Origin of the sequence: Pseudomonas putida (assembly GCF_002025705.1) — a bacterium.
GTDB classification, from domain to species: Bacteria; Pseudomonadota; Gammaproteobacteria; order Pseudomonadales; family Pseudomonadaceae; genus Aquipseudomonas; species Aquipseudomonas putida_J.
On the sequence record NZ_CP018846.1, the window covers coordinates 83,198 to 107,061 of the forward strand.

Genomic DNA, 23,864 nt, shown 5'->3' on the forward strand with positions numbered 1-23,864 from the left:
CCCCGAGCGTTTCTGGACTAAGCATGAGAATACTGATCATTGGCCCCAGCTGGGTCGGCGACATGGTGATGGCGCAGACCCTGTTCCAGTGCCTGAAACAGCAGCACCCCGACTGCGTGATCGACGTGCTGGCGCCCGAGTGGAGCCGGCCGATCCTCGAACGCATGCCCGAAGTACGCCAGGCCTTGAGCTTCCCGCTCGGCCACGGCGCGCTGGAGCTGGCCACGCGGCGGCGCATCGGCAAGTCCCTGGCCGGCCAGTACGACCAGGCCATCCTGCTGCCCAACTCGCTGAAATCGGCATTGGTGCCGTTCTTTGCGGGTATTCCCAAGCGTACGGGTTGGCGCGGCGAGATGCGTTTTGGCCTGCTCAATGATGTGCGCAAGCTGGACAAGGCCCGCTACCCGTTGATGATCGAGCGCTTCATGGCGCTTGCCTACGCGCCCGGTGCCGAGCTGCCGCAGCCGTATCCGCGGCCGAGCCTGCAGATCGAAGCGCAGAGCCGCGAGGCGGCGCTGGCCAAATTCGGCCTGGCGCTGGACCGCCCGGTACTTGCGCTGTGCCCAGGCGCCGAGTTCGGCGAGGCCAAGCGCTGGCCGTCTGAGCACTACGCCAACGTTGCCGACGCGATGATCCGCCAGGGCTGGCAGGTGTGGCTGTTCGGCTCGAAGAACGATCACCCGGTCGGTGAGCAGATCCGTGACCGGCTGATCCCGGGCTTGCGTGAAGAGTCGTACAACCTGGCCGGTGAAACCTCGCTGGCCGAGGCCATCGACCTGATGTCCTGCGCCGACGCCGTGGTCTCCAACGATTCCGGCCTGATGCACGTGGCTGCCGCGCTGAACCGCCCGCTGGTAGCGGTGTACGGCTCTACCTCGCCAGGCTTCACGCCGCCACTGGCTGAAAAAGTGGAAGTGGTGCGCACCGGCATAGAGTGCAGCCCGTGCTTCGACCGCACCTGCCGCTTCGGCCATTACAACTGCCTGCGCCTGCTGGAGCCCGGCAAAGTCATCGCCGCCCTGCACAGCTTGGGTGGCTCGAACCTGATCGATACCGTGGCCGAGGTCGACTAAGTGCGGGTACTGATCATCAAGACCTCGTCGCTGGGTGATGTGATCCACACCCTGCCGGCGCTTACCGACGCTGCCCATGCCATCCCGGGCATCCGTTTCGACTGGGTAGTGGAAGAAGGCTTCGCCGAGATCCCCAGCTGGCACCCGGCGGTCGACCAGGTCATCCCGGTGGCGATCCGCCGCTGGCGCAAGAATATCTGGCAGACGATCAGGAGCGGCGAGTGGAAGGCGTTCAAGCAGCGCGTTCGCGAGCGCAAGTACGACCTGGTGATCGATGCCCAGGGCTTGGTAAAGTCGGCCTGGCTGACCCGCTACGTCAAGGCACCGGTCGCCGGCCTGGACCGTTTCTCGGCCCGTGAAGGCTGGGCCAGCCGCTTCTACGACCGGCCCCTGTCGGTTGCCGTCGGCCAGCATGCCGTGGAGCGTGTGCGCCAGCTGTTCGCCATGGCCCTGGCCTACGACCTGCCGGAAGGCATCGGCCATTACGGCCTCGACCTCGACCGCCTGCAGCTGCCGCCGGCCGCACCCTACGTGGTGTTCCTGCACGGCACGACCTGGGCGACCAAGCACTGGCCCGAAGCCTATTGGCGCGAACTGGCCGAGCGCCTTGGCCGGCGCAAGCTGCAGGTGCGCCTGCCGTGGGGCAACCCGGACGAGAAGGCCCGCGCCGAGCGCATCGCCCAGGGCTTGAACAACTGCCAGGTGCTCCCCAAATTGAACCTTGCCGGCGTCGCCCGTGTGCTGGCGGCGGCCAAGGCTTGTGTGGCGGTGGATACCGGCCTCGGCCACCTGGCCGCAGCGCTGGATGTGCCGACCATTTCGCTGTTCGGCCCGACCAACCCGGGCCTGACTGGCGCCTATGGCCGCGTGCAGGTTCACCAGGCCAGCGATTTCCCTTGCGCACCGTGCCTGCAGAAGAAATGCACCTACAAACCGAGCGCTGACGACCAGCGCCGGTTCGATCTGAAACGCGAGTGGCCGCTGTGCTTCACTCGCCTGAATCCCGAGCATGTAGCGAGCCGCCTGAGCGCGCTGCTGCTGGCTGAGGATGTTCGTTGATGCAACTGGCTTTCGTGCTTTACAAATATTTCCCCTTCGGCGGGCTGCAGCGCGACTTCATGCGCATTGCCCTGGAATGCCAGAAGCGGGGCCACCAGATCCGCGTGTACACGCTGATCTGGGAGGGTGACATCCCGCCGGGCTTCGAGGTGCTGGTGGCGCCGGTCAAGGCGATCTTCAACCACCGGCGCAACGAGAAGCTCAGCGCCTGGATGGAAGCGGACCTGGCCAAGCGCCCGGTCGACCGCCTGATCGGCTTCAACAAGATGCCGGGGCTGGACGTTTACTACGCCGCCGACGGCTGCTTCGAAGACAAGGCGCAGACCCTGCGCGGCGGCCTGTACCGCCGCTGGGGCCGCTACCGGCATTTCGCCGAGTACGAGCGCGCCGTGTTCGCCAAGGACGCGCGCACCGAAGTGTTGATGATTTCCGAAGTGCAGCAGCCGCTGTTCATCAAGCACTACGGCACCCCGGTGGAACGCTTCCACCTGCTGCCGCCGGGCATCTCCCAGGACCGTCGTGCGCCGGCCAATGCCGCCGAGATCCGCGCCGATTTCCGCAAGGAATTCAACCTGGGCGATGACGACTTGCTGATGGTGCAGATCGGTTCAGGCTTCAAGACCAAGGGCGTCGACCGCAGCCTCAAGGCCTTGGCCGCGCTGCCTCCGGCGCTGCGCAAGCGCACGAAGCTGATGGTCATTGGCCAGGATGACCCTAAGGTGTTCCAGCTGCAGAGCGCCACCCTGGGCCTGGGCGAGCAGGTGCAGTTCCTCAAGGGCCGCAGCGACATCCCGCGCTTCCTGCTGGGCGCCGATCTGCTGATTCATCCGGCGTACAACGAGAACACTGGCACGGTGCTGCTCGAGGCCTTGGTTGCCGGCCTGCCGGTGCTGGTGTCCAAGGTTTGCGGCTATGCCCATTACATCGCCGAGGCCGACTGCGGCCTGGTGCTGGACGAGCCGTTCGAACAGGAACAGCTCAATGGCTACCTGCAGCGCATGCTCGAAGACGGGCAGGCCCGCGCTGGCTGGTCGCGCAACGGCCTGGCTTTTGCCGACAGCGCCGACCTGTACAGCATGCCGCAACATGCTGCCGATGTGATCCTGGGGCAGGAGAACGCATGAAGCTGATATTGGCCGAACCCTTCAAGCGCCTGTGGGCCGGGCGTGACGCCTTCGAGGCCGTGGAAGCGCTGCAAGGCGAGGTCTACCGCGAGCTGGAAGGCCGCCGCACGCTGCGTACCGAGGTCGCTGGCGAAGGTTTCTTCGTCAAGATCCACCGTGGCATTGGCTGGGGCGAGATCTTCAAGAACCTGCTCACCGCCAAGCTGCCGGTGCTCGGTGCCGGCCAGGAATGGCAGGCCATCCAGCGCCTGCATGAAGTCGGCGTGCCGACCATGACGGCCGTGGCCTATGGCGAGCGCGGCAGCAACCCGGCGACTCAGCATTCGTTCATCGTCACCGAAGAGCTGGCACCGACCATCAGCCTGGAAGACTTCAGCATCGACTGGGTCAAGAACCCGCCCGAGCCGCGCCTCAAGCGCGCGCTGATCGCTGAAGTGGCGAAGATGACCGGCGGCATGCACCGCGCCGGGGTCAACCACCGCGACTGCTACATCTGCCACTTCCTGCTGCACACGGACAAGCCGGTGACGCCTGAAGACTTCAAACTGTCGGTGATCGACCTGCATCGCGCGCAGACCCGGGCGAAAATCAGCCGCCGTTGGCGCGACAAGGACCTGGCCGCGCTGTATTTCTCGGCGCTGGACATCGGCCTCACGCGGCGCGACAAGCTGCGCTTCCTGCGCGGCTACTTCCAGCGCCCGCTGCGGCAGATTCTGGCCGAAGAGGCCGCGCTGCTCGCCTGGCTCGAACGCAAGGCGCAGAAACTTTACGATCGCAAGCAACGCTATGGGGATGCACTCTGATGGCGAGTTGGACACTGGCGCCAGGCTACGAACATCTGGCGTCGGACTTCGGCAGCCTCGATGCGGTGTTTGCCCTCAAGGGTGAACACCTCACGCGTGACCCACTCAGCGAGGTCATCCGCATCGAGCGTGACGGGGTCAACTACTACGTCAAACGCTACACCGGTGCTGGCAAGCACATGCGCCGCTACCTGGGCCGGCCCCGCATCAAGGCCGAATGGCAGAACCTCAAACAGTTCGCCAAGTGGGAAATTCCCACTGCCGAAGTGGTGGCCTGGGGGCTGGAACGCAAAGGCCTGGCCTTTGGCCGTGGCGCGATGATCACCCGCGAACTGCCGCGTACCGAAGACCTCTCGGCGTTGGCCGAACGCAACGACCCACGCCTGGCCGACCGCGTCTGGGTCGACAAGCTGAGCCGCCAGCTGGCGCGCCACACCCGGGTGATGCATGAGCACCGTTTCGCCCACAACGACCTGAAATGGCGCAACCTGCTGGTCGACGACCTGGGCACGCTATTTTTCATCGACTGCCCGACCGGCGACTTCTGGCGTGGTTTCATGTGGCGTCACCGCATGATCAAAGACCTGGCCTGCCTGGACAAGGTGGCCAAATATCACCTGTCGGCGACCCAGCGCCTGCGTTTCTACCTGCAGTACCGTGGGCGCCAGCGCCTGAATGTGCGCGACAAGCGGCGCATTCGCCAGGTGCTGAGCTTCTTCGAGGGAAGGGAATGACCGATTACCTGGCCAGCGCGGACCTCGCGCTGCTCAAACGCCATGGCTTGAACGACTTCGAAGCGCTGTGGGCGCTGCAACTCGACGCCGTGGACGAACCCAATACTGGCCGCGGTGGCTGGAGCAGCGTCTACCGCCTGGAGCTCGAAGGCAAAGGCTACTACCTCAAGCGCCAGAGCGACTACCTGACCCGCACCTTGCACCGGCCGTTTGGCGAACCGACCTTCGCCCGCGAGTTCCGCAACATCAGCCGCTACCAGAAGCTGCACATTCCGGCTTTGCAGGCCGTGTTCTACGGCGAACGCAAGCACAAAGGCCAGCACCGGGCGATCCTGATGACCCGTGCGCTGGACGAATGGAGCGACCTGGAGGGCCTGCTGGCCCAGTGGCCGCAGCTCGCCGAGGGCGCCCAGGCGGGCATCCTCAAGGCCTGCGGCCAGTTGGCGCGCACCCTGCACGGTGCCGGCCAGGTGCACGGTTGCTTCTATCCCAAGCACATCTTCCTGCGCCAACGCCGCGAAGGCTGGGATGCGCAGCTGATCGACCTGGAAAAGACCCGGCCACTGCTGTTTGGCATGCGTGACCGCCTGCGGGACCTTGAGCCGCTGCTGCGCCGTGCCCCCGCCTGGGGCGAGGCAGATGTTCGCCAGTTGCTGGCCGCCTACCTGCAGCAGCCTGCTGACAGCGCACTGGTCGGTACCTGGCTGCAACGCCTGACGCAACGCCGTCGTGAAAAAGAGGCCCGCTGATGCGTTTGTCTGAACTCAAGGCGGCCGGGCGCAGCCCGTCGCTCCCCCTGAGCATTACCCTGGCCGATGCCGCCGGCACGGCTGACCTGCAGTTGTTCAGCCTGCTGCGGGTGCTGCCCGGTCAGCGCTATGTCGGCGCTGGCATCTGGCGCGGCACCCCGGTGCTGGCCAAGCTGCTGGTTGGCGGCAATGCCGCACGGCACTTCCAGCGCGAGCTGGATGGCGTGAAGCTACTGGCCAAAGAAGGCCTGACCACACCACAACTGCTTGCCGACGGCCTCAAGGAAGGCGAGGGTGGCTGGCTGCTGTTCGAGTTCCTCGACGGAGCCGAAAGCCTGGCCGATGCCTGGGCAGCGGTAGAGGATCTGCCGGTGCTGGCTGACGAGCAGCACCTGGTGCTGGGCGAAGCCCTCACTGCCGTGGCGCAGATGCATGCACAAGGCCTGTGGCAGGAAGACCTGCACCTGGACAACCTGTTGCGTCACGACGGCAAGCTGTACCTGATCGACGGCGCCGGCATCAAGGCCGAGACGCCCGGCCAGCAACTTTCACGCCCGCGCGTGCTGGAGAACCTCGGGGTGTTCTTCGCCCAGTTGCCCAAGCGCCTGGAGCCGTTCATCGAAGAGTTGCTGGTGCATTACCTGCTGGCCAACGCCGAGCATGCGCTGCCGCTGGAAGCGCTGCAGAAGCAGGTGGACAAGGTGCGCAGCTGGCGGCAGAAGGACTACCTGGAAAAGGCTGGTCGCGAGTGCAGCCTGTTCAGTGTCGAACGTAGCCTTTCAGGCCTGCGGGCGATTCGTCGCAATGAAGTGGATGCCATGCTGCCGGTGCTGGAGCAGGCGGATGAACTGATCGACAAGGGCCACCTGTACAAAACTGGTGGTGCCGCCAGCGTGGCGCGTATCGAGGTAAACGGCCGCAAGCTGGTACTCAAGCGCTACAACATCAAGAACACCGCGCACTGGTTCAAGCGCTTCTGGCGCCCGAGCCGGGCTTGGCACTCGTGGATCGAGGGGCACCGCCTGGAGTTCCTCGACATCGCCACGCCCAAACCCTTGGCAGTGCTGGAGCAGCGCGTAATGGGCCTGCGCAGCCGTGCCTTCCTGGTTACCGAGTACGCTGACGGCCCGGACCTGACTGCGTGCTTTGCACCTTATGTGGAAAACGGTGATGCCCCCGAAGAGCAGGTTGATGCCCTGGTGCACCTGATGCAGCAGCTGATCCGCGAGCGCATCAGCCATGGCGACTTCAAAGGCCATAACCTGTTCTGGCAGAACGGCCAGTGGTCGCTGATCGACCTCGATGCCATGTGCCAGCATGCCACCCAGCTCAGCTTAGCGCCGGCCTATGCTCGTGACCGCGCACGGCTGCTGCGTAATTGGCCCAAGAACAGTGCCTTGTACCAGCGTCTGGATCAACTACTGCCGCGGTTGTCGGAGTAAGCCGACGGTAGTGTCAGCCAGTTGCTGCTGCGGCCGGTCTGGCGCACGCGGATACGCCATTCATCGTCGCGCCGGCGCAGCACCGCCCAAGCGGGGACGGTGCCGCGCAGTTGTTCAGGCAATATCAGATGGTAATGGCCTGCAAGCAGGTGGCGTCGTACGGGAAGCTGATGCGTACCTAGCAGCACGTAGGACAGGGTGTTGTCCTGCAGGAGGTTTGCATCGTCTTCGTCTGGGCTGCCTTGCCTCGGCGAAGCCAGGCGACAGTCATCCAGTAGTTGTTGGATATCTGGCAGGCCGTCATACCAGAGGAAGGGCGAGTCGATTACCCAACTGCCATCCAGGCAGCGCTTGATGGGCAGCTTCAGGTACGCATTTGGCATGTCCGGGTCGATGGCGCGCCAGCGAGTACCGTCGAAGCTGACATTGTATAAGCGGCCTAGGTTGTCTTTGACGTAATACTGGGACAGGCCGGTGCCTGGGGATGCCTGCTCGTAGACGGCCTCGCCATGCAGGCCATCGATCTTGTAACGCAACTTGGCCGCCTCGGTTACCGCTTCGTAGTGCGGTGGCAGCGGTACGGGAGGCGGTTTTGGGAGCCCACGCATCACCCGTCGCATCAACCCTGACCCCGCCATGTCGTTGAGCCCGGCAGTTGCATGCCCGAGTGCGGCGACGGCGTGGTGAAGTGCTGCATCGTGGTCGTCACGTTCAAAAGCTTCAAAACCATCCCAGATTGAAATGCCCATACGACCGAATGCCAGTGCGATCGTGCCAGCATGCGGAAGCACCAACGTGACGATATCCAGCAATAGTCTCAGCACGTTGACCGAGAACTCTCCCAGTAGTTCTTCATTGCTACGGGTGGATGCATTGGTTTGTGCGATCAGTGCCTGGACCTCTGCGCGGTAGAGCCGGTGGTAGAGGTTGCCAGTGATTGTTTGAAGCTCGATGTAGGATGACAGCCGACCTTTTGCAAGGCGCTTTTCGAGGGCTTTGGCATTACCTAATGGCAAGCGCTGGATCACATAGTTGCGTAGTTGCGCATCGCTGCGCAATGCTCTGACGAGTGCCCGCGTATTGCGGTATTCACGCCAGGGGCGGCGGTCAGGGGCATCAGGGCAGTAGGCGACGATACGGTGGGTGTTTTCTGGTGAAACGAGCAGGAAGACCCCTTGCACGGTTTCACCATGAATCAGGATCTGGCGAGCAATGACTTGTTGTTCGTTGTAGTGCGGGCGGGTGTGACTGTCGGGCGAGTGGATCACCGTGTTTGCCCAGCCATAGCCTTGATCGAACGTGTCCCGTTCAAAATGCCCGGCATATCGTCCCTTTACCGCTTCGGCGTTCATACGCGCCCGGTTGAGTTGGCTATATGCCCGTTGGCGCCATTGGCCGTGCGGCGATTTCAGCAGGTGCGTACGCAAGAAGGCCTCATACCCGCTGCCAGCATTCAGGCGCCGGACTATCTGTTTGACCCTCAGCGGAGTGAGGGCTGGGAGGGGCTGGTCGCCGTCAAGGTGTACGCGTGCGGTCAGCCAGTAATCGACATCGAACCAGGCAATATTGAGTAGTGCCAGTTCGTCAAGGCGATAAGTGTGCTTGACCAGTTCGATGCCTTCGCCAGCCTGCGGTCTGCTGGCGACAGGTATGTAGGAGCTGATGGACAGTATGTTGAAAGTCGGGCCAGTCTGGCGTGCCATGGTCACGCTGATTGAAATGTCTTGTGCGGGGGTATCGATGCCGGGGTCACGCCGTAAGAACTCGCCTATGCGCTCGCGTACCCAGGCCAGCAACGAGTGGCGTTGATTGAACTGCTCAAGGGTAGGTATGCCTGAGGCGGCAGTAGCTTCGAGGGCTGCTACATGTTCCTGCATCGCTTGCATGATGTGTGCAACGCCTGTTACCGGGGTAGTACGCAGCCAGTTGGGCAGGTGTTTTTCCAGCAAAAGGCCGTAGCGGTTGGCCAAGAGTCCTTTGCTACTGACTTCGGGTTGCAGGTTCAAGGCCGTTGCGAGGGTATTGTCGAGTTGCTCGATACTGCGCTGCTGGCCAGTTTTCCACGCATGTTGCCAGGTATATGAAAGCCGTTTGATGTGAGCATCGCGCACGCTCATTGCCTGGGTCTGGGCGATATCCTCGGTGAACCAGTCATAACGCAGGCGCTCGGCTTCGTGTGCACGTTGCATGTCGTGAGGTTCGACTAACAGTGCAACGAGAGCATCACGTTCTTGCGGGTTGTCGAGGCGCTCGCAGAGCTCCAGGTGCAGGTCGGCGAGAGTGTCGAATGCTTCGATACCGTGCCCGACGCTGTACAGAATGCTCCTGCCTACGGCCTCCTGGGGCGCGATCAGCCCTTCAGGGCCGTGCTCGGTGAGGACCAGCACGCCATGCAGATGGCTGCGCCAGTTCGGCGCGGTGGCAGACAGTAGCGGTCGATATACCTGGGGGCGGGCCGTGGCGGGCAAGTGCTGGCGTTGCCACGGGTGGGGATATTCGATACAGGTCTTGAGCAATAGACGATGTTCTGCAGACAAAGTCTCGTCGGATGTGCGCAGGCGCGCCTCAATATCCAGGTAATCTCGCAGCAGCGAGGCCAGCCGCACCACGCGCGTCAGGCCCCGGCGGTCACGCTCCTGCCAATAAGTCTGTAGCCGCGCATGCGGGTCCTGGCGGATCGTCGAGCAAAAATTGCCAATGTGAGTAGCGAAGTCGTTGGGCAGCCTGAGTTGGGGGTGGTCTTTGAGCTGCGGTTGGCTACCGGCTGGCAGCTTGAATGTGCCGCCGTCGAATAGATGAAAGCCGACCAGTTCGAGCAGGCTGAAACGGTCAAAACGCAACGTTCGGGCAGTGATGGTCATGCCGGGGAACAGCTCTGCCAAGCGCAGGTCGAGGCTGAGCTCGATGCCCTGAAGCGGTGGCAGCAGTGCCTGTAGTTGAGCATCTAGCGCCTGGAGTTGTAGCAGCGGTGTCATGGTCCGTTTCCTGGTGTGAAAACGGAGCATGCTGCGCCCACCGTGCCGGTCGGCTGCGTTAGCCTGTTACCTCATTTTCGGCACAGGGCGCGCACCGCCAACCCCGCCGGGACGCCCAGGCCGAGCCAGGCCAGGCTGTCCAACCAACCGTCACCGAGCAGGGCGGCGAACAAGCCTGTGGCGCCCAGAGCGGCAATCAGGACAGGCCAGGCGAAAATGCGCCTGGCCGGCTGCGATCTGTGGCTCATACGCGGGTCCCTCTGCTTTTGCGCTGTTTGTCCCACCACAGGTACAGGCCGCTGCCGAGCACGATGATGGTCAGCAGGTCCAAGGTTGCCCACAAGATCTGCATCGGTCGCCCGCCGTAATCACCGAAGTGCAGGGGCTGTGAAAGGCCCATGGCGTCCATGTACCACGGCCGTTCGCCAACGGCGGTCACTTGCAGGGTTTGCGCATCGATCAGCACCGGTGTGAGCAGGTGCGAGGTCAGGTGCGTGGCGCCTTTCATGAACACGGCGTAGTGGTGCTCGCTGGAGAAGCGGGTGCCGGGGAAGGCGATGAAATCAGGGCGCATGCCGGGCGCTGCCCGTTCGGCGATCTCCAGCAGATGCGTGGCTGGCGCGCGCTGGCTTAGCGGCGGGGCGTCGCGGTAGGGCGCGACCATGGCGGCCAGGCTGTCGTTGCGCCAGGCGGCGATGACCAGGTCGGACAGCGCGCTGATCACCCCGGTGACGCCGACGGTCAGCGCCCAGGTCAGGGTGACGATGCCGATCAGGTTGTGCAGGTCGAGCCAGCGCAGCCGGCGCGATTTGTCGTGGCGCACTGTGGCGAAGTCCAGGCGGCGCATGAACGGCGCATAAAGCACGGTGCCCGAGATGATGGCGAGGACGAACAGCACGCCCATGAACGCCAGAAGCAACTTGCCGGGCAGCCCGGCGAACATGTCCACGTGCAGGCGCAGCATGATCATCATGAAGCCGCCGTTGGCGGCCGGCATGGCCACGGCCTCACCGGTGCGGGCGTCGAGCATGAAGGTGTGCGAGGAATTGGGTTCGGTGCCGGCGGTGGCAGCGGTGATCGCGAGCACGCCGTTGGGTTCGTCCTCGTCGAAGCCGAAGTATTGCACGACCTCGCCGGGGCGGTGCTGCTCGGCCTTGATGACCAGCTGTTGCAGGTCCAGCTGCGCGGTGCCAGCGGGCATCTCGCGTAGTTCTGGGGCATCGCCGAGCAGATGTTCGAGTTCGTGGTGGAAGATCAGCGGCAGGCCGGTAAGCGCCAGCAACAGCAGGAACAGGGTGCAGACCAGGCTGCTCCAGGTATGGATCACCGACCAGCGGCGGATGGTTGGGCTTTTCATCACGGTACCGATTTATGTCTGTTGGACCGTGGGGCTGCTGCGCAGCCCTTTCGCGACACGAGGCCGCTCCTACAGGAGAGTGCGGTCCCTTGTAGAAGCGGCCTTGTGTCGCGAAAGGCCGCCAAGCGGCCCCCGCTCACTCAGAACTTGTAGGAAGCACTGGCAACGACGCTGCGCTCATCGCCGTAGTAGCAGTAGTACGAATCACAGGTGGAGATGTAGTCCTTGTTGAACAGGTTCGTGGCATTGACCGCCACCGACGCGCCCTTGAGGCTGGTGCTCAGGCGGCCGAGGTCGTAGTGCACCGAGGCGTCGAACACGGTGTAGGCATTGGCCTTGCCCAGGTAGGTGTTGGCCTGGTCGCCATAGGTGTTGCCGGTATAGCGCGCGCCGCCGCCGATGCCGAAACCGTCGAGCACGCCGCTGTGCCAGGTGTAGTCGGCCCACAGCGAGGCTTGCTGGTTGGGCATCAGCTGCAGGCGGTTGCCTTTGAACTCGCCGTCCTGCACTTCCGACTTCGCCAGGGTGTAGGCGGCAGTCAGCTTGAGGTTTTCGGTGACGTCGGAAACCGCTTCCAGCTCCAGGCCATGGACTTTCACTTCACCGGTCTGGCTGGTGACGGGGACGCCGCCGACATTGTTGCTGACTTCGACGTTTTTCTGCGTCAGATCATAAACGGCTGCCGACAACAGAGTGTTCGAACCGGGTGGCTGGTACTTGACGCCCAACTCCCACTGCTCGCCTTCAGTAGGCTTGAAAGACTTCGTTGCAGATACCCCGGCGTTGCTGGAGGGCTGGAACGACTCGGCATACGAAAGATACGGCACGAAGCCCGAGTCGAACACGTAGCTGATGGCCGCGTTGCCGCTGAACTTCTTGTCACGCTGGGTATTGGTGGCATCACCCTGGTTGAGGAACTTGGTGCTGGTGTGCACCCAGTCTTCACGACCGCCCAAGGTCAGGCGCCAGTTGCCGAGGGCCATCTGGTCCTGGATGTACACGCCGGTCTGACGGGTCTTCTGGTCGTAGTCGTAGAACGCCGTGGAGCGATCCGGGCGGGTGATCGGAACGCCGTAGACCGGGTTGTTCACGTTGCTGTCCGGCACGTTGAAGCCGAAGATCGACAGGTAGTTGGTGTTGACGCGCTGGTGGTCCAGGCCCAGCAGCAGCGTGTGGGTAACGTCGCCGGTGGCGAAGTCGGCCTGGAAGTTGTTGTCCACTGCGAACTGGCTGATGTCTTCATCGGTGTTGGTGGACATGCGGCTGACGGTGCCATCGTCCTGCACTGGCGGCGTGGTTGCGTTATAGCTGCCGGGGGTGATGGTCTGGAACGCCAGGTCAGTCTTGGTGTAGCGCAGGTTCTGACGGAACTGCCAGACATCGTTGATGCGGTGCTCGAAGGCGTAGCCCAGTGCGTAGTAGGTGCGGTCGTAGAACTCGTAGTCCGGGTCACCCAGGTTCTTGTGGTGGGAAACCTTGCCGAACGGCATATCGATCTTGGTGCCTTGGACTGGCCGGAACTGGCTGGTGGCGCCGGTGTCGTCGCGGGTGAACTGGGTCAGCAGGGTCAACGAGGTATCGTCGTCGATGTTCCAGGTCAGGCTCGGGGCAATGTTGTAGCGCTTGTCGTCGATATGGTCGATCTGCGTGCCGCCATCGCGGATCACGCCGCTGACGCTGTACAGGAATTGGCCCTGGTCATCGATCTTGCCGGTGCTGGCAAAGTTGATCTGGCGATGGTTGTCGCTGCCGTACTGCAGTTCGATCTCGTTGGCGCTTTCAGCCTGCGGGCGGCGGCTGACCATGTCCAGCAGGCCGCCGGGCGGGGTCTGACCATACAGCGATGAGGCTGGGCCACGCAGCAGGGCCAGGCGGTCGAGGTTCCAGGTTTCGGCTTTCGGGTTGGCATACACGCCCCGTGGCAGTGGCAGGCCGTCGAGGAACTGGGTCGGCTCGAAGCCGCGCACGCGCATCCAGTCGTAGCGGGTGTCGCTGCCGAAGCTGGCCGAGACGATGCCCGGCATATATTTCACGGCGTCGTCGAGGCTGTGCACACCACGGTCGCTCATCTGCTGGCGGGTGGCCACGGAGATCGAGCGTGGTACTTCGACCAGTGCGGTGTCGGTCTTGGTACCGGCGGCGGTGCGCTTGGCCAGGTAACCGTCCACCGGGCCCCAGGCGCTTTCGGAAGCGCTGGCGGCATTCACAGTGGTTTCCGGCAGGGCCAGGGCACCCTCCGGAACGGCGACCAGGCTGTAGCTACCTACGCTGCTCTGCTGCAGTTGCAGGCCGGTGCCCAGCAGTGCGGCCTGCAGGGCGCCGAGACCATTGTATTGGCCATTGACCGGGGCCGAGGTACGGCCGCTGACCAGTGCCGGGTCGATGGCCAGGGCGATGCCCGACTGGCTGGCGATCTGGTTCAAGGTGGTGGCCAGCGGGGCGGCGGGCAGGTTGTAGGCGCGCGGTGCGGACTGCTCGGCGGCGAACAGGGCAGTGCTGGACAATGGCGCGGCCATGGCAATGGCCAGGGCCATCAGGCTTGGACGCAGGATACGATCAACGGCACGGGACATGCAGCGGTTCCTCGACGGATAAGTGCTAACTGCTTCCTTGCCGAGCGAGATTTGAGAAGTGACAGGGGTAATCGGAAATAAAGTGAGAATTATTTGAGTCTGGCTTTCGCCTGCACCGATTCATTGTCTGTAGGAGCGGCCTTGTGTCGCGAGAGGGGTGCGAAGCAGCCCCGGCAATTTCAGCAGTGGCGCTGATATCTGGGGGCGCTTCGCACCCTTTCGCGACGCAAGGCCGCTCCTACAGGCGAGGAGTCCGGTTTACTTGGGAACGACAGTCACCCACCACGGCGCATGCCGCTCGATCTTCACCGGTAGCGCCGGCACCAGCGAAGCCAGGGCCAGGTCGGTATCGGTCAGCGGGAAGCTGCCGGTCACGCGCAGGTCGGCCACTTCATCGGCCACGCCCAGGTGGCCGTTGCGGTAATGGCCCAGCTGTTTCAAGAGGTCGGCCAGGCGCACGTTGTCGACCACCAGCATGCCGCGGGTCCAGGCGTCGGCCCCGGCTTGCACCGGGCCTATCCGGCCCAGGCCGTTGCTGTTCATCAGCACTTGCTGGCCTTCGCGCAGCACCTGTTCGTCGCCGCTGTTGTGCGGCATGGCGGCTACCGACGACTGCAGCACCTCAAGGCGCGTGCCCTGGTCTTCACGGCGTACCAGGAAGCGCGTGCCCAGTGGCCGCAGGCGGCCATCGTCAGTGCGCACCAGCAGCGGGCGTGGGTCGTCATGGCCGGTCTCGACCGAAATTTCGCCCTGATGCAGCACGATCAGGCGCTGCTCGCCCTGGTAGTCGATGTCGACGGCGGTGTGGGTGTTCAGGCTCAGCAGCGTGCCATCTTCCAGGCGCAAGGTGCGCAGTTCGCCAGTGGCGGTGCGCTGATCGGCCAGCCAGTAGCTGGGCGCCAGTGACGGAGCACCGACCCAGGCCAGTAGCGAACCGAGCAGGAACATCCCGGCCAGCCCGCCACCGACTTTGCCGATGCGCCGGCGCAAACCCGCGCGAGATTGCAGCAGGGCCTGGCGCGCAGGGCCGGCGGCCACGCTGACGCGTTGGTCGAGGGCGCCGAGCTGGCGCCAGGCTCGGGCATGTTCCTCGCTGGCGGCGTGCCAACGGATGAATTCGGTGCGTTCGTCAGGCGTGCCGCTGCCATCGTCCAGGCTCATCTTCCAGGCAATGGCGGCTTCCAGCACCTGCCACGAAACCGGTGTGTTGTTCACGTCGGTTCCCCGTAAAGAGCCACGTAGCACTGGCGCATGCCTTGGGCGATGTACTGGCGCACGCGCGACACCGAAACACCCAGGCGTTCGGCGATTTCGGCATGGCCCATGCCATCCAGGCGGTTGTGCAGGAAGGCTGCACGGGCTTTGCTCGACAGCTTGCCGAGCAGGCGGTCGATGGCCTTGAGGTCTTCGAGGATCAGGTGCTGGGTTTCCGGGGACGGGTGTTCGGCTTCGGGGATCAACGCCAGCTCGGCCAGGTAGGCCTGCTCCAGTGCTGCGCGGCGGAAGTGGTCGAACATCAGGCCCTTGGCCACGGCGGCGAGGAAGGCCCGCGGCTCGCGCGGGGTGTCCAGCTGCTCGCGGCCGAGCAGGCGTACGAAGGTGTCCTGGCTCAGGTCTTCGGCACGCTGACGGCAGGCCATGCTGCGTTGCAGCCAGGCAAGCAGCCAGCCGCGATGGTCGCGGTATAACGAGCCGACCAGTTCGGCGTGTGGGCTGTGGGCAGAAGACATGCAGCGTCCCCGGAACGAATGCATTAACTAACGATAATTATTCGCGATTGTTGCAGAGGCGGGGGGTGGGGTGCAATGGACGCTTATCGGATTGCCATCATCAGAGCTTGGTCTTGCAGCGCCTGTGAGATCGAGCGCCGCCCGCGCGGCGCATCGCGGATGAATCCGCTCCTACATTTGTTGCAACGTGGCCATGCCTGTGAGGCCATGGTTGTCAGCCTTCTTTGTAAGGCTCACGTCATGCGCCAAGGCAGGCGACCATGGCGTTACAGGTTCGGCACGTTGCAATAGATGTAGGAGCGGATTCATCCGCGATGCGCCGCGCGGGCGGCGCTCGATCTCTCAGGCGCAAAACCCCTCAAGCCCTGAACCTCTAAAGCCCGTGGTTATGCACTGCGCGCCTGCGCCACCCCCGCAGTCGCTGTTCCAGTTGCAACGGGCTGTCGAGTTGCTGGCGCCGTGCCTGGCTGAACAGGATCAGTGCAAGCTCTGCCGTGACCTGTGCATCGGCGCTGGCATGGTGACGCTCATCGACCTGCAGGCCAAAGCGCGCCACCCAGTCGTCCAGCCCGGCCTCGCGCAGGACGGTGTCGGGGTTGAGCATCGGTGCCAGCTCCGCCACGTCGAGGAAGGGCAGCTGCAAGCGATGGCCCAGGCTTTCCTTCAAGGCACGCGCAAGCATGCGCTGGTCGAACGGCGCATGGAACGCCAGTACCGGGCTGTCGCCAATGAATTCAAGCAGGTCGAGCAAGGCCTCGGCCGGGTCGCAGCCAGCAGCCAGGGCACTTGGCCCAAGGCCGTGGATCAGCACGCTGGCGTTGGTTTTCTGTTCTGGGCGGTGCAGGGTGCGTTCGAACTGCTGAGCGAAATCGATCGCCCCGTCCTCGATGGCCACTGCGCCGATCGACAACACTTGGTCACGATTGGGGTTCAGGCCACTGGTTTCCAGGTCGAGCACGACCCAGCGCTGCTCGCGCAACGCGCACACGCCCAGTGGCCTGGCCTTGGGCAGCCGTGCCAGGCGCTGGCGCAAGGCATCGCTCAGCAGCGGGGCGGCAGGGCGCAGCCAGGCGAACAGGCTCATAACTGATACCGCAGGGCCAGGCTGCTCTGCAGGCGCTGGGCCTGGCGCAGGGATTCGCGCAGGATGCGCCGGTCCAGATGGTTGAGGCTGTCCGGGTCGACGCGGTTGGAGTACGGCAGGTTGTCGCGGGTCTGGCGCTGGTGCTGCTGCATGCGGGTTTGCTGAATGAAGTGGTAGGCCTCTTCATAAGCGGCGCCGTCGAGCGCTTCGATGACTCCCTTGTCGACCAGCAGGCGCAGGCGTTCCAGGGTGTTGCAGGCGGCAATGCCATTGGCCAGGGCCAGCAGGCGCGCGCCATCGACGAAAGGCGTCAGGCCCTGGACCTTGAGATCGAGGGTGGCGGCCTTGTCGTTGCCCTGGCGGGTCAGCACGAACTCGCGCAGGCGGCCCACCGGGGGGCGCTGGCGCAGGGCGTTGTCGGCCAGCATGCGCTGGAAGATGCGGTTGTCCGCCACCTGCTCCAGCAGTTGCCGGCGCAGTTGTTCACAGCCGTGTTCATCGCCCCAGACCACGCGCAGGTCGAAGTAGATACTCGAACCCAGCAGGTTCTCCGGGCTGGCCTCACGTACGAAGCCGGCAAAGCGCCGTGCCCACTGCGCGCGTGACAGGCACAGCTCGGGGTTGCCGGCCATGACGTTGCCCTTGCACAGGGTGAAGCCGCATTGGGCCAGGCACTGGTTGATGTACTGCGCCAGGGGCAACAGGCGCGCGCGAATGGCCTCGGCTTCAGCGTCGTCGGCAGCTTCGAAGAGGATGCCGTTGTCCTGGTCGGTGTGCAGGGTCTGCTCGCGGCGCCCTTCGCTGCCGAAGCACAGCCAGCTGAAAGGCACGCCGGGGTCGCCACGTTCGGCAATGGCCAGCTCGATCACCCGGCACACCGTGTGGTCGTTGAGCAGGGTGATGATCTGGGTGATCTGCGTCGAGGAGGCGCCGTGGGCGAGCATGCGCTCTACCAGTTGGCCGATCTCGCCGCGCAGCTGCACCAGCGAATCGAGGCGTGGCGCATGGCGGATGGTACGCGCCAGGTGCACCAGGTCGACCCGCTGCAGGGAGAACAGGTCGCGCTCCGACACCACGCCACACAGGCGCTGGTTGTCCACCAGGCAGACGTGGGCGATGTGACGTTCGGTCATCGCCATGGCCGCATCGAAGGCGCTGGCCTGGGGGCTGAGGTAGAACGGCCTGGCGGTCATGTGCTGCTCGATCGGCGCGCCGAGGTCGGCATCGGTGGCGGCCACCACCTGGCGCAGGTCGCGCAGGGTGAAGATGCCCACTGGGTAGCGCTGCGGGTCGATCACCACGATGCTGCCGACCTGCTGCTCATGCATCAGCCGCACAGCCTCGCGCAGCGGCGTATCCGGCGCACAGACCACCGGGTGACGCATGGCCAGTTCGCCAAGCGGGGTATTCAGCGAGTACTGGGTGCCGAGGGTTTCCACCGCGCGTTGACGTACTTGCTGATTGACCTGGTCGAGCAGGCTGCTGACCCCGCGCAGGGCAAAATCTCGAAACACTTCCGACATCGAGAACACGCGGATGAACGCGGCTTTGTTCAGTTGCAGGCAGAAGGTGTCTTCGCCCGCCAGGTGTTCGGTGCGCGTCGCCCGCTCGCCAAGCAGTGCCGCCAGCGGGAAGCATTCGCCGCCAGTGATCTCGAAGGTGGTTTCCACCCCGGGCTTGACCAGGTGCTGGCGCTCGCCGACCACACGGCCCTGCTTGACGATGTAGAAGTGCTCGACTGGCCCGTCCGTGGGTTTGATGATGCTTTCGCCACTGGCATAGAAGCGCAGCTGGCATTGTTCCACCAGAAAGGCCAGATGGCTCTGCTCCATCTGGTTGAACGGCGGGAAACGCTGCAGGAACTGCAAGGTGCCCTGGATGTTCTGCAGTACTGCCGTTCTACCCGCCTGGTTGTAGGCGTCCTTTTTGCTCATGACACTGACCGTATCGCTACGCCGAACTATATATATCTATATATAGGTGCCGGCCTTGTTGTTCTCGGCTCCCATGGTCGGCTGGCAGCGGGGTGGTGCCCATTGGACGTAAGTCTAGTGAGCCCTGGCTGTCAAAGGCCCGACGAAAGGCGAGCCGGGTTACGGGGCTTTTGCGGTCCTAATCACTGAGCGGGATTTTTTTGACGAGATGACCATGGCTGAGCATGACGACATCCTGAGTGACGCCGAACGCGAGGCGTTGGCCGTGGTGAGCGCACCTGTTGCGCCGAGTCCTGTGGTACTGGTTGTCGATGACAACCCGGTCAACAGCGAGGCGCTGAAGCTGTACCTGAAGAGCAGGGGCATCGAGAGCATGACTGCTGACGGGGCGCAGGAGGCAATGCTCAAACTGCACTACGAACCGCGCATCGCCCTGATGATCACTGACCTGCGCATGCAGCCCAACGATGGCCTGGAACTGATCCGGCAGATTCGCGAGTCGGAGCGGGCGGCGTTGTCGATCATCGTGGTGTCGGGCGACACCGATGTGAAGGAGGCGGTGGATGTGATGCACCTGGGGGTGGTGGATTTTCTGCTGAAGCCGGTGGATCTGGGGAAATTGCTGGGGCTGGTAAAAAAGGAACTGAAAATCGAGTAGTGCAGGACTGGGGCTGCTTCGCAGCCCTATCGCGACACAAGGCCGCTCCCACAAGTACAGCGCAAGGTTTGAAGCTTGCGGTATCCCTGTGGGAGCGGCCTTGTGTCGCGATTGGGCCGCAAGGCGGCCCCCTGTCGCAGATGTAGCTTACAGACCGTTACGCGCCTTGAACTCGCGGCGACGGCGGTGCAGCACCGGCTCGGTGTAGCCGTTCGGTTGCTTGGCACCTTCGAGCACCAACTCCACCGCAGCCTGGAAGGCCACGTTGTCGTCGAAGTTCGCCGCCATCGGACGGTACTGGGCGTCACCTGCGTTCTGCTTGTCGACCACAGCAGCCATACGCTTGAGGCTCTCTACCACCTGCTCTTCGCTGACGATGCCATGGCGCAGCCAGTTGGCCAGCAGCTGGGCCGAGATGCGCAGGGTGGCTCGGTCTTCCATCAGGCCGACGTTGTTGATGTCCGGCACTTTCGAGCAACCCACGCCGTGGTCGATCCAGCGCACCACGTAGCCGAGGATCCCCTGGGCGTTGTTGTCCAGCTCGTTGCGGATCTCTTCAGCCGACCAGTTGGTGTCGGCTGCCAACGGGATGGTCAGGATGTCATCGACCGACGCCGGCGTGCGCGAAGCCAGCTCGCGCTGACGTGCCTGCACATCGACCTTGTGGTAGTGCAGGGCGTGCAGGGTGGCGGCGGTTGGCGACGGTACCCAGGCTGTGTTGGCGCCTGCCAGCGGGTGAGCGATCTTCTGCTCGAGCATGGCGGCCATCAGGTCAGGCATGGCCCACATGCCCTTGCCGATCTGCGCACGGCCTTGCAGGCCAGTGGCAAGGCCCACGTCGACGTTGTTGTTCTCGTAGGCGCCGATCCACTTCTCGTTCTTCATGGCGCCCTTGCGCACTACGGCGCCGGCTTCCATCGAGGTGTGGATTTCGTCACCGGTGCGGTCGAGGAAGCCGGTGTTGATGAACACCACGCGCTCGGCGGCAGCCTTGATGCAGGACTTCAGGTTGACCGTGGTACGGCGCTCCTCGTCCATGATGCCGACCTTGACGGTGTTGCGCGGCATGCCCAGCAGGTCTTCGACGCGGCTGAAGATCTCGGCGGCGAAGGCGACTTCTTCTGGGCCGTGCATCTTCGGCTTGACGATGTACACACTGCCGCTGCGGGTGTTCTTGCGGGTGGTGTTGCCGTTGAGGTTGTGCAGGGCGATCAGGTTGGTGAACAGACCGTCCTGGATGCCTTCAGGGATTTCGTTGCCCTGGCCATCGAAAATCGCCGGGTTGGTCATCAGGTGACCTACGTTGCGCACGAACAGCAGCGAACGACCGTGCAGGGTTACGCTGCCACCATTGGGAGCGGCGTATTCGCGGTCCGGGTTCATGGTGCGGGTGAAGGTCTTGCCACCCTTGCTCACGCTTTCGGCCAGGTCGCCCTTCATCAGGCCCAGCCAGTTGCGGTAGACGATGACCTTGTCATCGGCATCGACGGCGGCGACCGAGTCTTCGCAGTCCATGATGGTGGTCAGTGCCGATTCCATCAGGATGTCTTTGACGCCGGCGGCATCGGTGCTGCCGACTGGCGTGCTGGCGTCGACCTGGATCTCGAAATGCAGGCCGTTGTGCTTGAGCAGCACGGCGGTCGGCGCCTTGGCGTCGCCATGGAAGCCGATCAGCTGTGCGTCATCACGCAGGCCGCTGTTGCTGCCGCCTTTGAGGGCAACGACCAGCTTGCCGCCTTCGATACGGTAGCCGGTGGAGTCGACGTGGGAGCCGGCCGCCAGTGGTGCGGCTTGGTCGAGGAAGGCGCGGGCGAAGGCAATGACCTTGTCGCCACGAAGCTTGTTGTACCCCTGGCCTTTCTCGGCGCCGCCTTCATCGCTGATGGCATCGGTGCCATACAGCGCGTCGTACAGCGAACCCCAACGGGCGTTGGCGGCGTTCAGGGCGAAGCGGGCGTTCATCACCGGGACGACCAGCTGCGGGCCGGCCATGTGGGCGATTTCTTCGTCCACGTTCTGGGTGGTGGCCTGGAAATCGTCGGCTTGTGGCAGCAGGTAGCCGATTTCCTGGAGGAATGCTTTGTAGGCTACGGCGTCGTGTGCCTGGCCTTTGCGTGCCTGGTGCCAGGCGTCGATCTTGGCTTGCAGCTCGTCGCGCTTGGCCAGGAGGGCTTTGTTCTTGGGGGCGAGGTCGTTGATGATCTTTTCCGCCCCGGCCCAGAACGCATCGGCTTTGATGCCGGTTCCAGGGATCGCTTCGTTGTTGACGAAGTCATACAGGGCCTTGGCGACCTGAAGGCCACCGACTTGAACGTATCCAGTCATTGCTTGCCTCACCTCTGCTCAGCTATTTCGCTTTCGCTCTTCTGTATTAAGCCTGTAGCGCTTCTCTAAACACGGCACCAGTTCATGCTCTCGCCACTCACGAGAGCGGCTGGGTGCAGCTCGCCAGGCAGGCTGGCGGGCGGTTGGCGTATTTTCACAGGCGCCTTGGCAGACATCGAAACGACGTTTTGTAGTCCGCGCCAGCGCATACTACATGAAGCAGCAGGCAGGTAAACATCAGACTAAAAGCGTCGCTCTGCGACCGGGTGGTCGCGTTGGGTCACGCTGGGAATTGGTATGTTCGCAAAAAACCGGTGGATTGTTCCAGATAAATCTTGAAACAGTACACGATTAGTTCCGCGGACGGCCCTGCGGCAGGTTGCCGCGCCTTGCCTATACTGAGTCGATCCCCCGTATTTCCGCCGCTTAGGGCGGCTCGAAGCAGAGGAAGCCCCTGTGGATCATCTTGTATTGACCGTGATTGCCCCGGACAAGGCCGGCCAGGTGGAGCGCATAGCCCAGTGCATTGCCGATCATAACGGCAACTGGCTGGAGAGCCGCATGTCGCGGATGGCCGGGCAGTTCGCCGGGATCCTGCGGGTAGCGGTGCCGGCGGAAAGTTATGACGAGCTGGTGAAGTCTCTGCAGGCCCTGGGGCAATACGATATTCGTGTGCTTATTGCCGAGAGTGGCATAGAACCGTCCTGCACCTGGAAACCGATTGCCATGGAGCTGGTGGGCAATGACCGCCCGGGGATCGTGCGCGATATCACCCGCCTGCTGGCGGATCATGGGGTGAACCTGGAGCGCTTCACCACCGAAGTGCGGCCGGCACCGATGAGCAGTGAGCCGCTGTTCCATGCTGATGCCTTGCTGGCGTTGCCGCTGACCTTGTCGCTGGATGACCTGCAGCAAAAGCTGGAAAGCCTGGCGGATGACTTGATGGTCGAGTTGAAGTTGCGACCGGAGGACTAATCGGAGAATGCCGGGGCCGCTTCGCAGTCCTTTTCGCGACACAAGGCCGCTCCTACAGGGGAACGCGATCGTCTGTAGGAGCGGCCTTGCCGGGGCGCCGGGCCGGTCGGAAAGGGGCGCGAAGCGGCCCCCTGCGGTTATCCCGGTTTCACGGGGAAGGCCCTGTGGATAAGCTGGGGGTGCACCTCTCCAGCCCAGGCGTGGCAAGCGCTCCCGAGGTTTGAGCAAAAAACGTACAAAAATCAGTTGCTTGTGCACAAAGCACGGGGACGAGGGTGTGGATAACCTCTGGAGATATTGCTGCAGGCCACGAACGACGTGGCCTGCAAGGTTTTGATCGTTTTTTGATCAGGCACGCTTGCGCAGGTTCAACCAGGCGTCGACGCTGTATACCGCCAATCCCGCCCAGATGAAGATGAACGCAATCAGGCTGCTCGACGACAGGTGCTCATCAAACAGCAGCACTGCCTGCAGCAGCACCAGGGTCGGCGCCAGGTACTGCAGGAAGCCCAGCGTGGTGTAGGGCAGGTGACGCGCAGCGGCGTTGAAGCACACCAGCGGCACCAGGGTCACCGGGCCTGCAGCCATCAGCCACAATGCCTGGCTGCTGGTGTAGAACTCGCTCTGGGCGCTCATCGCCGCCGGGTGCAGCAACATCCAGCCCAGCGCCAGTGGCACCAGCATCCAGGTTTCCACTACCAGGCCAGGCAGTGCGGCAACCGGTGCCTGCTTGCGGATCAGGCCATAGAAGCCGAAGCTCAGAGCCAGTACCAGCGACACCCACGGCAGGCTGCCTACCTGCCATACCTGCTGCGCAACACCTAGCGCCGCCATGGCCACCGCCAGCCATTGCAGGCGGCGCAGGCGCTCGCCAAGCAGCAGCATGCCCAGCAGCACATTGATCAAAGGGTTGATGTAGTAGCCCAGGCTGGCTTCGAGCATGCGGCCGTTGTTGACCGCCCAGACATAGGTCAGCCAGTTGCCGGCGATCAACGTACCGCTCAGGGCCAGGATCGCCAGCCGGCGCGGGTTTTCACGCAGTTCGCGCCACCAGCCGGGGTGCTTCCACACCAGCAGCAACAGTGAACCGAACAGCGCCGACCAGAGTACACGGTGGACGATGATTTCCACCGCCGGAATGCTCTGGATAGCTTTGAAGTACAGCGGGAACAAGCCCCAGATGATGTAGGCACCAAGGCCCAGAAGGTACCCGCGGCGCGGGTTTGCAGCTTGCATGGTGAATCCTTGCTGAATAAAGCGACGCCTATT

19 protein-coding genes are annotated in these 23,864 nt (G+C 63.4%); 9 read left to right on the forward strand and 10 right to left on the reverse strand.

Features of this window, described 5'->3' with window-relative positions; all coding sequences use genetic code 11:
• Positions 1–23: 23 nt before the first annotated feature.
• Genes waaF through BUQ73_RS00425 form a run of 7 tightly spaced genes read left to right on the forward strand, consistent with a single transcriptional unit; the run spans position 24 to position 6,984 of the window.
• Positions 24–1,073 carry a lipopolysaccharide heptosyltransferase II gene (waaF, locus tag BUQ73_RS00395; RefSeq protein WP_079226269.1) on the forward strand — a complete coding sequence of 350 codons (1,050 nt, stop codon included), beginning with the start codon at positions 24–26 and terminating at the stop codon, positions 1,071–1,073.
• Entirely contained in the window at positions 1,074–2,132 is a 1,059-nt protein-coding gene (gene waaC, locus BUQ73_RS00400) for a lipopolysaccharide heptosyltransferase I (RefSeq protein WP_079226270.1), read from the forward strand. It abuts the gene before it with no gap.
• Positions 2,132–3,256 (forward strand): glycosyltransferase family 4 protein, encoded by a 1,125-nt coding sequence (locus BUQ73_RS00405; protein WP_079226271.1) that lies wholly within the window; start codon positions 2,132–2,134, stop codon positions 3,254–3,256. Before waaC ends, BUQ73_RS00405 begins: the two co-directional genes overlap by 1 nt.
• Positions 3,253–4,059 (forward strand): lipopolysaccharide core heptose(I) kinase RfaP, encoded by an 807-nt coding sequence (rfaP, locus tag BUQ73_RS00410; RefSeq protein ID WP_079226272.1) that lies wholly within the window; start codon positions 3,253–3,255, stop codon positions 4,057–4,059. Before BUQ73_RS00405 ends, rfaP begins: the two co-directional genes overlap by 4 nt.
• Positions 4,059–4,793 carry a lipopolysaccharide kinase InaA family protein gene (locus BUQ73_RS00415; RefSeq protein WP_027917522.1) on the forward strand — a complete coding sequence of 245 codons (735 nt, stop codon included), beginning with the start codon at positions 4,059–4,061 and terminating at the stop codon, positions 4,791–4,793. The genes rfaP and BUQ73_RS00415 overlap by 1 nt, the downstream gene beginning before the upstream one ends.
• Positions 4,790–5,542, forward strand: a complete 753-nt coding sequence (locus BUQ73_RS00420) for a lipopolysaccharide kinase InaA family protein (protein WP_079226273.1) — start codon at positions 4,790–4,792, stop codon at positions 5,540–5,542. The genes BUQ73_RS00415 and BUQ73_RS00420 overlap by 4 nt, the downstream gene beginning before the upstream one ends.
• Entirely contained in the window at positions 5,542–6,984 is a 1,443-nt protein-coding gene (locus BUQ73_RS00425) for a lipopolysaccharide kinase InaA family protein (protein ID WP_079226274.1), read from the forward strand. The genes BUQ73_RS00420 and BUQ73_RS00425 overlap by 1 nt, the downstream gene beginning before the upstream one ends.
• On the opposite strand, the gene BUQ73_RS00430 is transcribed toward BUQ73_RS00425, so the two are convergent.
• The 8 genes from BUQ73_RS00430 to BUQ73_RS00460 all read right to left on the reverse strand — a co-directional run bounded on the left by BUQ73_RS00430 (position 6,957) and on the right by BUQ73_RS00460 (position 18,637).
• Positions 6,957–9,959 carry a dermonecrotic toxin domain-containing protein gene (locus BUQ73_RS00430; protein ID WP_079226275.1) on the reverse strand — a complete coding sequence of 1,001 codons (3,003 nt, stop codon included), beginning with the start codon at positions 9,957–9,959 and terminating at the stop codon, positions 6,957–6,959. The genes BUQ73_RS00425 and BUQ73_RS00430 overlap by 28 nt on opposite strands.
• A 71-nt stretch (positions 9,960–10,030) precedes the next feature.
• Positions 10,031–10,207, reverse strand: coding sequence for a hypothetical protein (locus tag BUQ73_RS28435; protein ID WP_192858678.1), 177 nt, complete (start codon positions 10,205–10,207; stop codon positions 10,031–10,033).
• Positions 10,204–11,316 carry a PepSY-associated TM helix domain-containing protein gene (locus BUQ73_RS00435; protein WP_079226276.1) on the reverse strand — a complete coding sequence of 371 codons (1,113 nt, stop codon included), beginning with the start codon at positions 11,314–11,316 and terminating at the stop codon, positions 10,204–10,206. The genes BUQ73_RS28435 and BUQ73_RS00435 overlap by 4 nt, the downstream gene beginning before the upstream one ends.
• A gap of 140 nt (positions 11,317–11,456) precedes the next feature.
• Positions 11,457–13,889: a TonB-dependent siderophore receptor gene (locus tag BUQ73_RS00440; protein ID WP_079226277.1), complete on the reverse strand. Its 2,433-nt coding sequence runs from the start codon at positions 13,887–13,889 to the stop codon at positions 11,457–11,459.
• A 258-nt stretch (positions 13,890–14,147) separates the two neighbouring features.
• Positions 14,148–15,104, reverse strand: a complete 957-nt coding sequence (locus tag BUQ73_RS00445) for a FecR domain-containing protein (protein WP_079226278.1) — start codon at positions 15,102–15,104, stop codon at positions 14,148–14,150.
• The gene (locus tag BUQ73_RS00450; protein WP_079226279.1) at positions 15,101–15,619 is read right to left on the reverse strand and encodes an RNA polymerase sigma factor; all 519 of its coding nucleotides are present in this window, start codon (positions 15,617–15,619) and stop codon (positions 15,101–15,103) included. Before BUQ73_RS00450 ends, BUQ73_RS00445 begins: the two co-directional genes overlap by 4 nt.
• Before the next feature lie 373 nt (positions 15,620–15,992).
• Positions 15,993–16,703 (reverse strand): PolC-type DNA polymerase III, encoded by a 711-nt coding sequence (locus tag BUQ73_RS00455; protein ID WP_079226280.1) that lies wholly within the window; start codon positions 16,701–16,703, stop codon positions 15,993–15,995.
• The gene (locus tag BUQ73_RS00460; RefSeq protein WP_079226281.1) at positions 16,700–18,637 is read right to left on the reverse strand and encodes a DUF294 nucleotidyltransferase-like domain-containing protein; all 1,938 of its coding nucleotides are present in this window, start codon (positions 18,635–18,637) and stop codon (positions 16,700–16,702) included. The genes BUQ73_RS00455 and BUQ73_RS00460 overlap by 4 nt, the downstream gene beginning before the upstream one ends.
• Before the next feature lie 214 nt (positions 18,638–18,851).
• Here BUQ73_RS00460 and BUQ73_RS00465 point away from each other — a divergent pair, with 214 nt between their 5' ends.
• The gene (locus BUQ73_RS00465; protein WP_079230459.1) at positions 18,852–19,295 is read left to right on the forward strand and encodes a response regulator; all 444 of its coding nucleotides are present in this window, start codon (positions 18,852–18,854) and stop codon (positions 19,293–19,295) included.
• A 147-nt stretch (positions 19,296–19,442) separates the two neighbouring features.
• Here the strand turns inward: BUQ73_RS00465 and BUQ73_RS00470 are convergent, their stop codons facing one another.
• Positions 19,443–21,620, reverse strand: coding sequence for a malate synthase G (locus BUQ73_RS00470; protein WP_079226282.1), 2,178 nt, complete (start codon positions 21,618–21,620; stop codon positions 19,443–19,445).
• Between the two features lie 456 nt (positions 21,621–22,076).
• Here BUQ73_RS00470 and BUQ73_RS00475 point away from each other — a divergent pair, with 456 nt between their 5' ends.
• Entirely contained in the window at positions 22,077–22,595 is a 519-nt protein-coding gene (locus tag BUQ73_RS00475) for a glycine cleavage system protein R (protein WP_079226283.1), read from the forward strand.
• A 348-nt stretch (positions 22,596–22,943) separates the two neighbouring features.
• On the opposite strand, the gene rarD is transcribed toward BUQ73_RS00475, so the two are convergent.
• Positions 22,944–23,831 (reverse strand): EamA family transporter RarD, encoded by an 888-nt coding sequence (rarD, locus tag BUQ73_RS00480; protein ID WP_079226284.1) that lies wholly within the window; start codon positions 23,829–23,831, stop codon positions 22,944–22,946.
• Between the last annotated feature and the right edge of the window lie 33 nt (positions 23,832–23,864).